Origin of the sequence: Synechococcus sp. WH 8016 (assembly GCF_000230675.1) — a bacterium.
In the GTDB taxonomy this organism is placed as follows: domain Bacteria; phylum Cyanobacteriota; class Cyanobacteriia; order PCC-6307; family Cyanobiaceae; genus Synechococcus_C.
Window position 1 is genome coordinate 89,955 of record NZ_AGIK01000003.1, and the last position, 14,301, is coordinate 104,255.

Annotated in this window: 13 protein-coding genes; 4 read left to right on the forward strand and 9 right to left on the reverse strand. The window is 58.8% G+C overall.

Annotated features, from left to right (window positions below):
• Positions 1 to 9: 9 nt before the first annotated feature.
• Positions 10 to 498 carry a DUF2062 domain-containing protein gene (locus SYN8016DRAFT_RS09010; protein ID WP_006854055.1) on the forward strand — a complete coding sequence of 163 codons (489 nt, stop codon included), beginning with the start codon at positions 10 to 12 and terminating at the stop codon, positions 496 to 498.
• Positions 499 to 515: 17 nt separating this feature from the next.
• Here SYN8016DRAFT_RS09010 and SYN8016DRAFT_RS09015 read toward each other — a convergent pair whose 3' ends face one another.
• Both SYN8016DRAFT_RS09015 and SYN8016DRAFT_RS09020 read right to left on the reverse strand, forming a co-directional pair.
• The gene (locus SYN8016DRAFT_RS09015) at positions 516 to 1,970 is read right to left on the reverse strand and encodes a YdiU family protein (protein ID WP_006854056.1); all 1,455 of its coding nucleotides are present in this window, start codon (positions 1,968 to 1,970) and stop codon (positions 516 to 518) included.
• An 11-nt stretch (positions 1,971 to 1,981) separates the two neighbouring features.
• The gene (locus SYN8016DRAFT_RS09020) at positions 1,982 to 4,318 is read right to left on the reverse strand and encodes a bifunctional (p)ppGpp synthetase/guanosine-3',5'-bis(diphosphate) 3'-pyrophosphohydrolase (RefSeq protein ID WP_006854057.1); all 2,337 of its coding nucleotides are present in this window, start codon (positions 4,316 to 4,318) and stop codon (positions 1,982 to 1,984) included.
• Between the two features lie 55 nt (positions 4,319 to 4,373).
• On the opposite strand from SYN8016DRAFT_RS09020, the gene SYN8016DRAFT_RS09025 reads away from it, so the two are divergent.
• Positions 4,374 to 5,987, forward strand: a complete 1,614-nt coding sequence (locus SYN8016DRAFT_RS09025) for an ABC transporter ATP-binding protein (RefSeq protein WP_006854058.1) — start codon at positions 4,374 to 4,376, stop codon at positions 5,985 to 5,987.
• A 368-nt stretch (positions 5,988 to 6,355) separates the two neighbouring features.
• Complete coding sequence (locus SYN8016DRAFT_RS09030; protein WP_006854060.1) at positions 6,356 to 8,020, forward strand: cellulose binding domain-containing protein; 1,665 nt, start codon at positions 6,356 to 6,358, stop codon at positions 8,018 to 8,020.
• Here SYN8016DRAFT_RS09030 and SYN8016DRAFT_RS09035 read toward each other — a convergent pair.
• Genes SYN8016DRAFT_RS09035 through SYN8016DRAFT_RS09045 form a run of 3 tightly spaced genes read right to left on the reverse strand, consistent with a single transcriptional unit; the run spans position 8,017 to position 10,276 of the window.
• Positions 8,017 to 9,021: an RluA family pseudouridine synthase gene (locus SYN8016DRAFT_RS09035; RefSeq protein WP_006854061.1), complete on the reverse strand. Its 1,005-nt coding sequence runs from the start codon at positions 9,019 to 9,021 to the stop codon at positions 8,017 to 8,019. The two genes, SYN8016DRAFT_RS09030 and SYN8016DRAFT_RS09035, sit on opposite strands and share 4 nt — an antisense overlap.
• A complete protein-coding gene (gene ylqF / locus SYN8016DRAFT_RS09040; RefSeq protein WP_006854062.1) occupies positions 9,018 to 9,896 on the reverse strand; it encodes a ribosome biogenesis GTPase YlqF in 879 nt (292 codons plus the stop codon). The genes SYN8016DRAFT_RS09035 and ylqF overlap by 4 nt, the downstream gene beginning before the upstream one ends.
• Positions 9,893 to 10,276 carry a universal stress protein gene (locus SYN8016DRAFT_RS09045; RefSeq protein WP_006854063.1) on the reverse strand — a complete coding sequence of 128 codons (384 nt, stop codon included), beginning with the start codon at positions 10,274 to 10,276 and terminating at the stop codon, positions 9,893 to 9,895. The genes ylqF and SYN8016DRAFT_RS09045 overlap by 4 nt, the downstream gene beginning before the upstream one ends.
• A 90-nt stretch (positions 10,277 to 10,366) precedes the next feature.
• Here SYN8016DRAFT_RS09045 and pgk point away from each other — a divergent pair, with 90 nt between their 5' ends.
• Entirely contained in the window at positions 10,367 to 11,575 is a 1,209-nt protein-coding gene (gene pgk, locus SYN8016DRAFT_RS09050; RefSeq protein WP_006854064.1) for a phosphoglycerate kinase, read from the forward strand.
• 30 nt (positions 11,576 to 11,605) lie between these two features.
• Here pgk and SYN8016DRAFT_RS09055 read toward each other — a convergent pair whose 3' ends face one another.
• The 4 genes from SYN8016DRAFT_RS09055 to SYN8016DRAFT_RS09070 form a co-directional block, all read right to left on the reverse strand.
• Positions 11,606 to 12,028: a hypothetical protein gene (locus SYN8016DRAFT_RS09055; RefSeq protein WP_006854065.1), complete on the reverse strand. Its 423-nt coding sequence runs from the start codon at positions 12,026 to 12,028 to the stop codon at positions 11,606 to 11,608.
• Between the two features lie 96 nt (positions 12,029 to 12,124).
• Positions 12,125 to 12,673: a HupE/UreJ family protein gene (locus SYN8016DRAFT_RS09060; RefSeq protein ID WP_006854066.1), complete on the reverse strand. Its 549-nt coding sequence runs from the start codon at positions 12,671 to 12,673 to the stop codon at positions 12,125 to 12,127.
• On the reverse strand, positions 12,673 to 13,281 hold the full coding sequence (locus SYN8016DRAFT_RS09065; RefSeq protein WP_253909844.1) for a HupE/UreJ family protein: 609 nt from the start codon (positions 13,279 to 13,281) through the stop codon (positions 12,673 to 12,675). Before SYN8016DRAFT_RS09065 ends, SYN8016DRAFT_RS09060 begins: the two co-directional genes overlap by 1 nt.
• Before the next feature lies 1 nt (position 13,282).
• A complete protein-coding gene (locus tag SYN8016DRAFT_RS09070; protein ID WP_006854068.1) occupies positions 13,283 to 14,299 on the reverse strand; it encodes a HupE/UreJ family protein in 1,017 nt (338 codons plus the stop codon).
• Positions 14,300 to 14,301: the final 2 nt, after the last annotated feature.

Genomic DNA, 14,301 nt, shown 5'->3' on the forward strand with positions numbered 1-14,301 from the left:
GCAGTTTCGATGAAGCGGTTGCGGAACACATTTCAGCGACGCTTGAACCGATGGCTGCAGTGGATCTGGCGGCAGGAAGGAACGGCGGGCCAACGCGCCCGCGGACTCGCCGCAGGGGTGTTTTGCGGCTGCTTTCCCTTTTTTGGATTTCAAACCCTGCTGGGAATTGGCTTGGCAAGCCTGGTACGCGGCAACCATCTGCTGGCCGCCGCAGGCACCTGGATCAGCAATCCATTCACCTATGTGCCGCTGTTTTGGTTCAACTACCGCCTAGGGGCACTGATCCTCGGGGAAGGCGCTGGCTGGCCGGGGCTCAACAATCTCAATCAAGAGCTGCTCGCCACGGCAGGGTGGGATGTGATGAGCCGGCTTTTGCTTGGCTCAAGCCTGACTGGAACAGTGTTTGGTGGCCTGAGCTGGTGGCTCACCCTTCACTGCCTGCAACCCAAAAGAACTGGCAGCCCCAACCCTCATCGTCGAGAGCGAGGCCAAAGGTAACCCCCTTCCGTGCGCTCTCAGGCCTGCATCACAGATGAAATCCACGTTCCAAGAGGCAGCCAATCATCTTCTTGATCAATCGGCTCCCAAAGCGATTCGATCACGGGGCGGGTGGGTGTCTGGCTCAAGTTCCAGCGCCTTAAGCGTTCCGACACGGAGGCTTCTGGCTCAGATGCTGCTCGTGCCTCGCTGGCCTGGGTCTGCCACCACCAGGCATCGCGCCAGGCTTGCCACACCTCCCTGCTAGGCGCTTCCCCATCGCTCAAGACAACAGGCAAGCCCTCAGGCTCCTGGGGCAACCCAGCGGATTGAATCGTCGAAGCGAGACCAGTAAAAAAGTCTCCATAAGCAACGGGCCAGCTCGCGAGTAAATCCTGCGTTGCGCTCACCAGGCGATCATCACTGTCCACATCAGGATTGGGGGTCAATCCCAATCGCCTCAGCAAACAGAAGCGATAGTGATTTTGATAGCTGCTTGCATACTGCTCAAGCGACTGCTCCATGGACGACCGAGCGAGCAACATCGCCAAAGGGTTTTGGAGAAGCTGCAAATTCTTTCGGCAGATCGCTGGCTGACGTCCATAGGAATACAGCCCGGTCTGATCGAAATAAGCCGCCGTAAAACTCGGATCCCAGCGGTCTAAAAAGGCAAACGGTCCGTAATCAAAGCTTTCACCAACGAGCGACATGTTGTCGGTATTGAGCACGCCATGCACAAAACCAGCTGCCATCCACTCAGCTGCCAAGCGAGCCACCCGCCGCACCAACTCTGCATAGAAGGCGAGAAGCTGATGCTCCAAAGCCGGGCGATCGCCATCAGGGGCTGGATGGGCTGCCGCAACATCGGGGTAATACACCGCCACCACATGGCGGAGCAAGCGCTCCAACCCCTGGGGGTCACGCAAAGACAACAACCGCTCACAGCTACCAAAACGCAGATGGGTCCGTGCCATCCGAACCATCACCGCACTCCGCGTCGGCGATGGTTCGTCCCCACGCCAAAGGTCCTCACCGGTTTCGATCAACGACAACGTGCGGCTCGTGGTCACCCCAAGACGATGCAACGCCTCGGAGGCGATCACTTCACGAACCCCTCCTTTCAAGGTGAGGCGTCCATCCCCACCACGACTCCAAGGGGTGGTGCCACTCCCCTTGCTGCCGAGGTCTTGAAGCAAACCGGTTCGATCGCGCAGTTGGCCATAGAGAAAGCCGCGGCCATCTCCTAGCTGGGGGTTGTAGGTGCCGAACTGGTAGCCGTGATAGCGCAGAGCAAGCAGGGGCACACGCTCTTCAAAACGGCCATAGGCCCCCTCGAAGTCTGGGTCCGAAACAGCCTCTGGCTCCAACCCCAGCTGACGCAACAGGGCGTTGTTGCGAAAGCGCAACTGCGTTCTGGGGAACACTGCCGCCTCCACCACATCCCAATACGACTCACCCAAACCCTCGATGGAGGGTTCGAACGGCAAGGACAACAGCGGATTCCTCAACTCTGGCCGGTTCGGGCGATGTCGATCACATCGGCCATCGAGCGGATCTGGTCCATCGTGCGCTGCAGCTGCGCTGAACTCCCAAGCTCCACCATCAAATCGATCCGAGCCGGCTTGCCGTAGGCCGTTCTCACCTGCGCATCACTGACGTTGATCGAACCATCGGACAAACGCATCAGGATGTCCTTCAAAATGCCAACGCGATCAATCACCTCAATGCGCAATTGAGCAGGGAATCGCGATCCCGCTTCTTGCAGCGATGGATTCCAACGAACCGGTAAGCGACGTTCCGTCGGGATCGCTTCCAGGTTGGCGCAATCTTGACGATGGATGGTGATGCCGTGATTACCAAGGGCCACAGCACCCAGGATCGGCTCTCCTGGCAGAGGACTACAACAGCCACCAAGGCGATGATCCAAGCCCTCCACCCCAAGGATGGGCGCCGCTCCCGCAGACAGCACCTCACGATGGGGCGTGTGCTCGGACTGCTTGAGCAGTTGCTTGGCAACCTCCTCATTGCTCAGGGGTGCCTCCACCGCAGCCGTTTGCAGGCGAATTTCTTCGCGCAAACGATTGAGCACTTGATGCAGCGTTAACGCCCCAAAGCCAAGACCAGCCAGCAGATCTTCCGTGGTTTGCAGGTTGCAACGCTCAGCCACCCTGCGCATGGCTTCACTGCCCAACAAGGCATCAAAACCACTCCGTCCCAGCTCGCGCTCAAGCAACTCTTTGCCGCGATCGATCGTCTCATCACGATGGCTGCGTTTGTACCACTGACGGATGCGATTTCGTGCGGTTGGAGTGGCTACAAAATTGAGCCAATCCAAACTTGGATGGGCACTTTTTGTTGTGAGAATATCAATGAAGTCACCATTTTGAAGTGGGGTCGACAAGGGCACCAGCCGATCATTAATTCTCACGCCATGGCAATGATTTCCCACCTCGGAGTGAATGCGAAAGGCAAAGTCAACGGCCGTTGATCCCTTACGGAGCCCCACCACATCGCCCTTAGGCGTAAACACAAACACTTCCTCGTCGAAGAGGTCTTCCTTGATCGACGCGAGGTAGTCGTTGTGATCATCCGAGCCCCCCTCCTGCTGCCAATCCACAAGCTGACGCAGCCAGTTGAAACGCTCGGTGTCCCCTCCGGTCGCCGGGGATCCACCCTCTTTGTATTTCCAATGTGCGGCAATGCCAAATTCCGACACTTGATGCATTTCCCAGGTCCGGATCTGCACCTCGATCGGACGATGGCGACCAATCACAGCGGTGTGAAGGGATTGATAGCCATTGGGCTTCGGCAGCCCGATGTAGTCCTTGAACCGGCCAGGGATCGGCCTAAACGTGTCGTGAACAACGGCGAGGGCGCGATAACAGCTCTCAACATTCGGCGCAAGGATCCTCAACGCCGCCACGTCGTAGATCTCGTGAAACTCCTTTTGCTGGCGCTGCATCTTTGTCCAGATGCCATAGAGATGTTTCGGACGACCACTTACCTCACAGCTGTCGAGGCCCACGGCAGCCAAGCGATCGCAGAGCAACTGAACCGTGACCGAGAGGCGATCCTCCCGCTCACTGCGCTTGGTTGAAACCTCCTGCTGCATTTCACGGAAGGCCTCAGGCTCCAGCAACTTGAAAGAAAGATCCTCGAGTTCCCATTTGAAGCGTCCAATCCCCAAGCGATTGGCCAGCGGGGCATAGATCTCACGCGTTTCCCTGGCGATGCGTTGCCGTTTCTCCTCTTTGAGCGCCCCAAGCGTGCGCATGTTGTGCAGACGGTCCGCCAGCTTCACCAACACCACTCGGATGTCACTGGCCATCGCCAAAAACATCTTGCGCAGATTCTCGGCTTGCGCCTCAGTGCGATTGGTGAAATGCAGGCCGCCCAGTTTGGTGACGCCCTCCACCAACTCACGCACCTCAGGTCCGAAATGGCTTTCGAGCTGATCGGGGGTGACATCGGTATCTTCCACCACGTCATGGAGGAAGCCCGCTGCAATCACGCTGGCACTGGCCCCGATGTCTCGCAAAAGATCCGCGACGGCCACCGGATGCACGATGTAAGGGTCACCGCTGGCGCGGAACTGCCCCTCGTGCAGTTGAAACGCAAAATCAAAGGCAGCCGCTAATAGGGCCTCTGGATCGGTTGGACAACTGTGGCCGATACCCGGAGGAACGTGCGTCAAACATTGCTTCAACCACTCGGGAAGCTCGATGCCGTAGTCATCAGGCGTGCGAGCGGGACGTTCACGCAATGCCGTTAAACCGCAGGCCGCAGGAGTCGATCCAGACTGAGTCTGGGAGGGATCCGGTGCAGAGGTTGCGTTGAGCATCCGACCCGGCGGGTGCATCCATGGTATGTAGGCATGAGGCACCGTGCTTTCTTTCATGCCCAACGCGCCAGGAACGGTTCTGTCGCTGAATCAGTTGCGTCTGCGCTACCCGGGAAGTCCGTCCTGGACGCTGGACGGATTGGATCTCAGCCTGCAATCGGGAGATCGCTTGGCACTCGTTGGTCCGTCTGGATGCGGGAAGAGCACCGTGGCAAGAGCGGCCTTGCAACTACTGCCTCCAGGGAGCTGCTGCGAAGGAGATCTCCTTCTGAATGGTCAAGATCCACGCCAACTGAGTCGGCCTGCCCTGCGCGCCCTGCGCGGGGAAGCGGTGGGCCTGGTGTTTCAAGACCCGATGACTCGGCTCAATCCATTGATGACCGTGGGCGGCCACCTCCTCGACACCTTTGCCGCTCACCGGCCAGGCATGGGGCATCACGAGCGGAAAGACCGCGCAGAAAGCTTGCTGGAACAGGTAGGCATCGGGGCCGAGCGCTTTCGGGCCTACCCCCACGAATTCAGTGGTGGCATGCGCCAGCGTTTAGCCATCGCCCTGGCCATTGCCCTGGCACCACCGCTGGTGATCGCCGACGAACCCACCACCAGCCTGGATGTGGCAGTGGCGGGGCAGGTGATGGCGGTGCTGCGCAATCTCTGCGAAGAGCTGGGCAGCGCCCTGCTGCTCATTACCCATGACTTGGCCATGGCCAACCGCTGGTGCGAAGACATGGCGGTATTGGACGGGGGCCGTCTTGTGGAACAAAACAGCAGCGATCAGGTGCTGACCCATCCCCAATCCGAGATCGCCAAGCGGCTTGTTAGCGCGGCCAGGGCCAGAGAGGGAGGCGATACGCCGGAAACACCTGACGGCACCCCCGTCCTGCAGGTGGAAGGCTTGCGCTGTTGGCACAACCTCGGCGGACCACCCTGGTCTCCCAACTGGCTGAAAGCGGTTGATGGCGTGAGCTTCAGCTTGCAATCCGGAGAATCACTGGGAGTGGTCGGCGGCTCTGGCTGCGGGAAAAGCACCCTGTGCCGAGCCTTGATGGGACTCACGCCCATTCGGGGGGGCGACGTTTGGCTGCAGAACCAGAACCTGCTGCAACTGCGCGGCAGCGCTGAACGCCAAGCACGACGCACCATTCAGATGGTGTTTCAAGACCCGCTGGCCTGTCTGAATCCAGCCCTCAGCGTTGCCGACGCCATCGCAGACCCCCTGCTGATCCATGGACTCGCCTCACGGGCAGCCGCTCGAGAACGGGCAAGGGAGCTCCTGGAGCTGGTGGGACTATCACCAGCGGATCATTTTCAAAATCGACTGCCCAAGCAACTATCTGGTGGCCAACAGCAACGCATCGCCATTGCACGCGCCCTGGCTTTAGACCCGCAGGTGCTGATCTGCGACGAAAGCGTGAGCATGCTCGATGCGGAGATCCAAGCCGAAGTCCTGGCACTGCTCAGAGGTCTGCAGCAAGACCTCGGCCTGGCGATGATTTTTGTGACCCATGACCTCTCGGTGGCGAGCGGCTTCTGCCACCGCGTGCTCGTGCTGGATCGAGGGCATGTTGTGGAAGAAGGTCCCGGAGATCGGTTGCTCCATCAACCGCAAGCAGCCATTACCCGCACCTTGGTGGAAGCCTGTCCACTGCTGCCAACCAGCACCCCATGAGCATCCAGGCTTTCGTCCATGACATCGACATCGTGGGGTGCATGTACCCCTTCACCTTCATGTTCCAGCCGCTGACCAAGGTGATTGAACTCAGAGTCTGGTGTTGATTTATGAGCAACAAAAAATGAGATCCCGCCTCGATTTACGCAGAGAGATTAAACACTTGAATCCTTGCTCCGTTAACGCAAATCACTGTTGAACAAAGCCATCCGTTTGAAGGAGAGTTATTCCGATTGAATCGGACGGGAATGGGAAGCACAACCACCCATCTCTGCCGTGAAAATATTCAGACATAGGTTCTGCTTTTACAGTCATAACTTGGTTGGAATTCAGCGCTGAGATGACATCGTCCCCCCATATCAAGGGTCATGGCATCTACAAATTCCTTGCAAATCTCCATCTCCGGTGATCGGTGGTGGGGAGGGTTCACAGCGGAAATCACACTCACCAATTCATCCACACAAGATCTTGCGAATTGGAGCTACAGCTTTGATAGCCCCCACCTCATCAACACCGCTCCTTGGGGAGCCGAGATCAGTGCTGTTCTTCTCGACAACGGCCTCACCCGCTACACCCTGACGGGACAAGACTGGGGAGAAAAGATTCCAGCCGGAGAGTCGGTCACCATTGGATTCAATGGAACCCAAGGCACGGATCTAGGCAATCAAGGGGAACTGTCTGCGGCCATGCTCTTCGGCTCAGACAGCGCGGAAGCCGTGATGTCTCAGGTGAGTGAAGAGAGCTCTGAGAGTTCTGACACGACGACTAATCCAGGGTTTGAACCAGGCATTGAGACCCCTGCGATGACGTCGCAGGTGACGTCGCCGATGGAGTCAACCATGGCGTCACCGATGTCGGAGCAGAGCGTGGGAGATCACGGGATGAACCATGGTTCCAGTTCTGGGGATTACATCGACATCAACACCTGGGGTTCCTTTCATGGCTCCAATCACAACTCCGAGCACGATGAGTTGGTGGGTGGTCGCACAGCGATCACGACAGAAGCGATGCTTGCCTACAACGGCTTGCGTGCCTTTGCGGGCCTGGATGTTGTTGAGATTGAGGAAGTTGGTGAGTGGGCATTCGCCCAGGGTCTGACGAACAACTCCGAGGCTTGGGGTGATGACACCAAAGGGGTGGGACTTTGGTTTGCCATGCAGGGAGCCAAGGTGGGCTGGATCTCCGATGCGTCCTACGACCCGCAAATTTTGGCCGACATTCAACGCACGGCTCGTTTGGGCAGCAGTGGTGAAGTGATGCAGATGATTGAGCAGTTTGGCCATGAGGGTTTTGCCGACCATCTAACAACCAATCAACTGGAAGAAAATTTCATCAATACCCTCAAAATGGAGCCACACTACGGAGGTTGGATGCATGGACGCACCCACGGCTTTCGTGACATCGAAGGCGTAGCTATTGCCCATGATATTCACCATTTAACAGTGTTGGGATGGGATCAGAATGAACCCTTTATGAATGACACCTTCGACTGGCCCCAATGGCCTGCCCTCGATGTCAGCGACAACACAGTCATCAACTATTTCCAAGGAATTGTTGCGCTGGGAGATCCACTTTCTGAGAACCTAGAAAATCTTTCTGGAAGCACACCATCGCCTGGTTCAAGCGATACAGAGCCTTCACAAAGCTCCTCACTGTCTGATCCCGGACCGTCTGATCCCATCACGGGGTCCCCCCTGGAGATTCAGGTCAGTGGTGATCTTTGGGAGGGTGGCTTCACCGCCTCGATGAATGTGACCAATCAAAGCGAGCAAACATTGGACGATTGGGGGGTCAGTTTCATCAGCACGCATCAGTTTTACGGAGAATCTTGGGGGGTTGATGTCTCTACGCAAGAGATTGGAGACGGCCTTTACAGCTACGAGCTCACAGGGGCTGATTGGGCGCAATCGCTCGCCGCTGGTCAAGCCATGACGGTGGGATTCAATGCCTTGAGCGCAGAGGACCTCAGCGGGGATGCGTCTCTGACATCCGAACTGCTGATGGCACCTGGAACGGAGCTCACGCTCCTCTAAGCACTTCGTTTCCGCAGCACGATCAACAGTTTCTCCATCACCTCTGGGAGCGGGGCCTCAAACACCATCCGCTCTTTCGTGATCGGATGGTCGAGGCCCAACTGAAAGGCATGCAGGGCTTGCCCAGGAAGCTCCATCGGCAATTTCCTGCAGCGGCTGTAGGTGATATCCCCCACCACGGGGTGATTGATATGGGCACAATGCACGCGGATTTGGTGCGTTCGTCCCGTATCGAGCTTGAAGCGCAAGAGGGAGTAATCGCCCAATCGCTCCTGGAGGGTCCAGTGCGTGCGCGCATAGCGGCCGTTTTCATCACTTACCACCGCATATTTTTTGCGATCCACAGGGTGACGGCCAATCGCACCAACGATCGTGCCCGACTCCCCTTGCGGCACCCCATGCACCACCGCCAGATACTCGCGCGAGGCAATCCTTTGTTGGATCTGAGACTGCAAACGCACCAAAGCCACCTGTGATTTGGCCACCACGATGCAGCCCGTCGTGTCTTTATCAAGGCGATGGACCACACCAGGCCTCAATTTGCCGCTGATTCCTGGTAAGTCCGGGCAGTGATGCAACAGGCCATTCACCAGGGTTCCATCCTTGTTTCCAGGGGCTGGGTGCACGGTCAAACCGGCTGGCTTGTTGATCACGATCAAGTGCTCGTCTTCAAAGAGCACATCGAGATCCATCGGCTCGGGTTTGAGGTAAGGCAGCGGTTCTGGCGGTGGCATCCAGAGCTGCACCTGGTCTCCCTCTCGCAAGGGAGTTTTGGCTTTCCCCGTCTTGCCATTCACCCGCACATATCCAGCATCAATGAACTTCTGGATCCGAGACCGGCTTTGCTCAGACCGCTGACTGACCAACCAGCGATCCAAACGCATCGGCAGCGGTTTGGGATACGTAAGCGTCAGCAGATCACCCTCACCCTCACCAAAACCATGCGTAAACACCTCCTCCGGCAAAGGGGGTCTCACACGCCCTTGGCCTTCAACGCTCAAGCCTCCTCCAGTTCCGGCAATTCCAAAGCAATCGAGCCCAACAGCGATCGCCGGAAATCATCGAGCAACCGCTGCGCCATCCGTGCCGTATCGCCGGAGGTATGGCGTTCGGCCGTTGCTGCCAACCAAAACGCTGGATCCGCGGTCTGCCCAGACACCGGTGTGCCATATCGCTGTTCAAGGACGGACAAAACCACCCCGGAAGCCTCCCGTCCCTGCGACTCGATCAACAATTTCAAGAACGCCTGAGCCACCAACTCACCGTCATAGGCCGCCTGTCCGATGTCATCACAAAGGGCCAAATGCAGCGCCGCCCGTTGATCATCCAAGCGGGGTGGCAGAACACCCGGAGCATCGAGCAAGTCCAAATCTTGGCCCAGCCGCACCCAGCGCAAGGTGCGGGTCACGCCAGCCCGACGGGCACTCGCCACCACCTTTTTCTTGACCAGACGATTGATCAAGGCCGACTTCCCCACATTGGGAAATCCCAGGGTGAGGGCGCGCACTGCCCGCGGGCGCATCCCCCGGGTCTTCCGCCGCTCATTGAGTTGATTTCCAGCTCGAATCGCCGCCTGCTGCACCAGCTTCACCCCCGTACCAGCCTTGGCATCACACCAAACCGTGCGCTGCCCCTGCGCTTTAAACCACTGATCCCAGGCCTCCCATGCCGCAGGCGTCACCATGTCGCGTCGATTAATCACCAGCAAATGCTGCTTCCCCTTCAACCAGCGGTTGAGATGGGGGTGTCCGGTGGCGAGGGGAATGCGAGCATCACGCACCTCAATCACCAAATCAACCTTGTCGAGGTTGCGCTTGAGCTGCTGTTCCGCCTTGGCGATATGCCCCGGGTACCACTGAATCGGAGGTGTGCTCACGGCACCACCAAAACCGGACAGGGGGCGAGCTGAATCACCCGCGCTGCCGTGCTGCCACTTTCGGCTTCAAGATTCACGCCGCGGGTGCCCATCACAATCACATCCACATTCAACTCGTCTGCCACGTCGCAAATCACAAACGCTGGCATCCCCTCACGCTCCACCACCTCACAGGACACCCCAACCTGCTCAAAGCGGGCTTTGGTTTCGGCCAATAGCGTTGCCACCACTGCATGGTCATGCATCTCAGGGCGCTCGGACTGAATCACAGACAACAGGATCAGCCGGCTGTCATGGCTGCGTGCCAAGTCCAGGGCTTTGCTCGCCGCTTCAACAGCCTCTCGGCTCTGATCAAGCGGAAACAACACGGTTTCAAACATTGGGCCACCTCCGTTAGTACCCCTCTTTTTCAGTGCTAGCGCGTAATCGGGTTAATCTCGCCCCGATTTCACACCTCACGACATAACCACATGGCGAAGCGTTCCCTGGCAAAACTGAATACCGGCGACTTGAGCGGCAAACGCGTTCTCGTGCGGGTCGACTTCAACGTGCCTCTGAACGACGCCGGTGCCATCACAGACGACACCCGCATTCGTGCAGCACTGCCAACCATCAACGACCTGATCAGCAAAGGCGCCAAAGTGATCCTCGCGGCACACTTCGGCCGCCCCAAGGGTCAGGTCAACGACAAGATGCGCCTCACCCCAGTCGCTGCACGGCTTAGTGAGCTGCTCAGCAAGCCTGTTACAAAGACCGACAGCTGCATCGGACCCGATGCCGAAGCCAAAGTGAATGCCATGGCCAACGGTGACGTGGTGTTGCTCGAGAACGTGCGCTTCTTTGCTGAAGAAGAAAAGAATGACGCCAACTTCGCCAAACAGCTTGCTGGACTGGCTGATGTCTACGTCAATGATGCCTTCGGTGCCGCCCACCGTGCCCACGCCTCCACCGAAGGCGTGACCAAGTTCCTCAAGCCCTCCGTGGCTGGCTTCTTGATGGAGAAGGAACTTCAGTATCTCCAGGGCGCCGTGGATGAGCCCAAGCGTCCTTTGGCGGCCATCGTTGGTGGCTCCAAGGTGAGCAGCAAGATCGGCGTCCTCGAAGCCTTGATCGACAAGTGCGACAAGGTGCTGATCGGCGGCGGCATGATTTTCACCTTCTACAAAGCACGCGGTCTGGCCGTCGGCAAGAGCCTCGTGGAAGAAGACAAGTTGGAACTGGCCAAGGAATTGGAAGCCAAAGCCAAGGCCAAAGGCGTTGAGCTGCTGCTCCCTACCGATGTCTTGCTCGCCGACAACTTCGCTCCTGATGCCAACAGCCAGGTGGCAGACGTGACTGCGATTCCCGACGGCTGGATGGGACTCGACATCGGCCCTGATGCCATCAAGGTGTTCCAAGCAGCCTTGGCTGATTGCAAGACCGTGATCTGGAATGGCCCCATGGGCGTGTTCGAATTCGACAAGTTCGCAGCCGGAACCAACGCCATTGCCACAACCCTGGCTGAACTCGGCGGCACAGGCTGCTGCACGATCATTGGCGGTGGCGACTCCGTGGCGGCTGTTGAGAAAGCTGGCCTGGCCGAGAAGATGTCTCACATCTCCACCGGTGGTGGCGCCAGTCTCGAGCTGCTGGAAGGCAAGGTGCTTCCCGGCGTCGCTGCCCTTGACGACGCCGCTTGATGTAAGCCGCTGCAACACTCAGCTGATTAATTAGCTGAACTCAGGGCCGTTCCAATGGGAGCGGCCTTTTTTTTGCAATCGACGCCTCTCTGGCCGAGGAGGAAGTCCCAGTCGCTGCCGTTCTGCCGTCATGGCAGCGCGTGCCTCCCGAAACAATTCGCGTCGGCCTTGGCGTTGCTCCTGCTTGCACAAACGAAAGGCCTCGATCGTTGTGGCTGACTGGAGACAACGTTGCTTGGCTGCTAACAACGCTTGTTGCTGATCCATGCTGCTCAGCTCCCAACGGCGCCTTGCTTCAAACAGCTGCTGCTTCTGCGCTTCGGTGAGCTCGGCTCGCGCAGCACGCAACGTCATCGGAGACTCTGCCCAGCCGGTGGCTGGATGAAGGGCAGCGGCTGCAAACGCAGCGCAGGGGATGAACAGGTAACGCTTCCAATGCTGAGGGGTGACCATCTAAGGCGTTCAAACAACGCCCTCATGCTGAAAGCAAGCTTCCGTGGAAATCTGACGAGAACGGCCCCTAAGCATGACTGGATCTAACCGATCCCATCACCCTTTAAGCCATAAACCCAGCGACAGCAGACCGGCTGCAGCAATCCAGCTGCCCGTGACCCTCACCGCGATCTTGAGCCCCAGGCTGCGCATCACCACCACCTGGCCGCTGATCAACACCGACAGCACGGCCACGGCACTCACCACCCCCAGCATGTCGAGCGAGCCCCCAGAGCGGGCAGACGGCATGGTGAAGCCATTCACCAATCCAAACAACGCCCCAGAGGTGATGACCAGCAAAGCCAACAGAGAGGAACGAACCCTCTGGGCCAGGGCCACCAACACCCCCACCCCAATCACCATCAAGGTGGTGATCAGGCCCAGCGTTTGATCCAGTCCCCAGATCCGGCCCACCGAACCGCCCAGCCACCAGCTCACGGGCAAGAGAGCAAGCAGTAAGCGCCCTCCAGCCGCACCCTGCTGACCCGCCAACAGGGCCAGGCCAAGAACCAGCAACACATCCGACGGCGTGATCAGGAGGTGGACGATGCCGTCATAAAAGCCCCCGAAACCGGTCTCCGTGAGATGGGCAAAAAGCAATGGCATCAGGCACCTCCCAGCTGCATTAACGACCAAACACCCACCAAGGCGATCAGCACCCCACAAGCCCGCTGCACCCGCAGGCCCCATGGGAAGCGATCCAGTTCACCCAGCGCAATACCCACCAAATGCAGCAAGCCGGTGGCCACCACAAAAGCGAGGCTGAACAGCAGCGCATCCGCTCCATCGGGCAACTCCTCGCCATGGGCATAGCCATGAAAGAGGGCGAACAGCCCCACCAACCCGGCCGCGACCGTTAGGGGCAGACGCTGCTGAAGCATCACCATCACCCCCAGCACCAAAGCCGACAGGGCAATTCCCGTTTCCACACCCGGCAGGGGTAGCCCCAACATGCCTGCCAAGCCGCCGAAGGCCATCACCATCGGGAAGGCCACGGGCAACAACCAAATGGCTGGCATGCCCAGAACAGCCCCCCAAAGGCCAACAGCCACCATCGCCACCACATGATCCAATCCGGTGACGGGATGCAGCAGCCCTGCCAGCACACTGCTGGCACCACCGTCCGCGACATGGGCCTGCGCCGCCGGTGCCATCACCAAGGCCACCAGCGCCAACAGCACAAACGCTTTGTTGAACATGCTCCGCTGCGTCATCTCAGGCACCTCCGCTGAGCATCGCCAGCGTGGTCTCGATCGTCCAATAAGCACCAGCACAGCCAATCGCCCAGGCCGGGAGGCGCTGCACCCACAACGGCCAGCGGATCTGCAACTGCCGAAAGCTGCGCTGCAGGCCCAGCACCAGCACCACAAACAGGTCTTGGCCAATTTCAATCCCCACGTTGAACAGCAGCAACGCCAGCAGCAGCTCATGGTGAGGAAGGCCCAGGTCCGCCAAGCCCCGGGCATAACCAAAGCCGTGCAGAAGACCAAAGCCACAGGCCAGAAGCCAGGGATGGCGGAGGGTGAAGCTGGTGCGCCCACGCAGGAAGCGGACCACTTCCGTGCCCATGAACAGGATCGAAAGCGCAATCGCGGCATTGAGAGGCGCCGCCGGAATCTGCACGATCCCCACCGCCGAAACCGACAAGGTGATGCTGTTGGCGAGCGTGAAGGCCGTGACCGTTTTCAGCAGCATCCAGCCATCGCGCACGATCAGCACGAGACCGAGCAGCAACAACAGGTGATCGCCCCCCAGAAGGATGTGCTCGATCCCGAGACGCAGATAGGACCACACCCCTGGATGGCCATCGGCCTCGGAGGCCGAGGGAATCACAGCCGAAGGCCGTTCCGGCTGGATCAACAGGGTCTGGAGGGAATCCGTCTGCCAGGGCTTCACCCGCAGCAGCACCTCCGTGCCGGCGCCTCCCAAGCCATCGATGCTGATGGCTCGGCCCTCAAGGGGCTCACGGCAACGGAGCTGGGCGCGATACACCAAGGCCCGGGCCTCTCGGCTTGTGGCCAGATCGCCGTTGAGGGCGCAGTCATCCGGGAAGCGAGGCGCAAGCGGCAGTTCCCGCCCCTGGAGCAAGGGCAATTTCCACAGCATCTGGTAATCGCTAACCCCGGTGGCCTCGAGCTCCAGAAAGCCAGGAAACAGGTCGTGAGCAGTCGCCCAACGGGGCAGCAGCAACGCCGCAACCAGTAACAGGGGAAGAAGACAGCGACGCACCATGA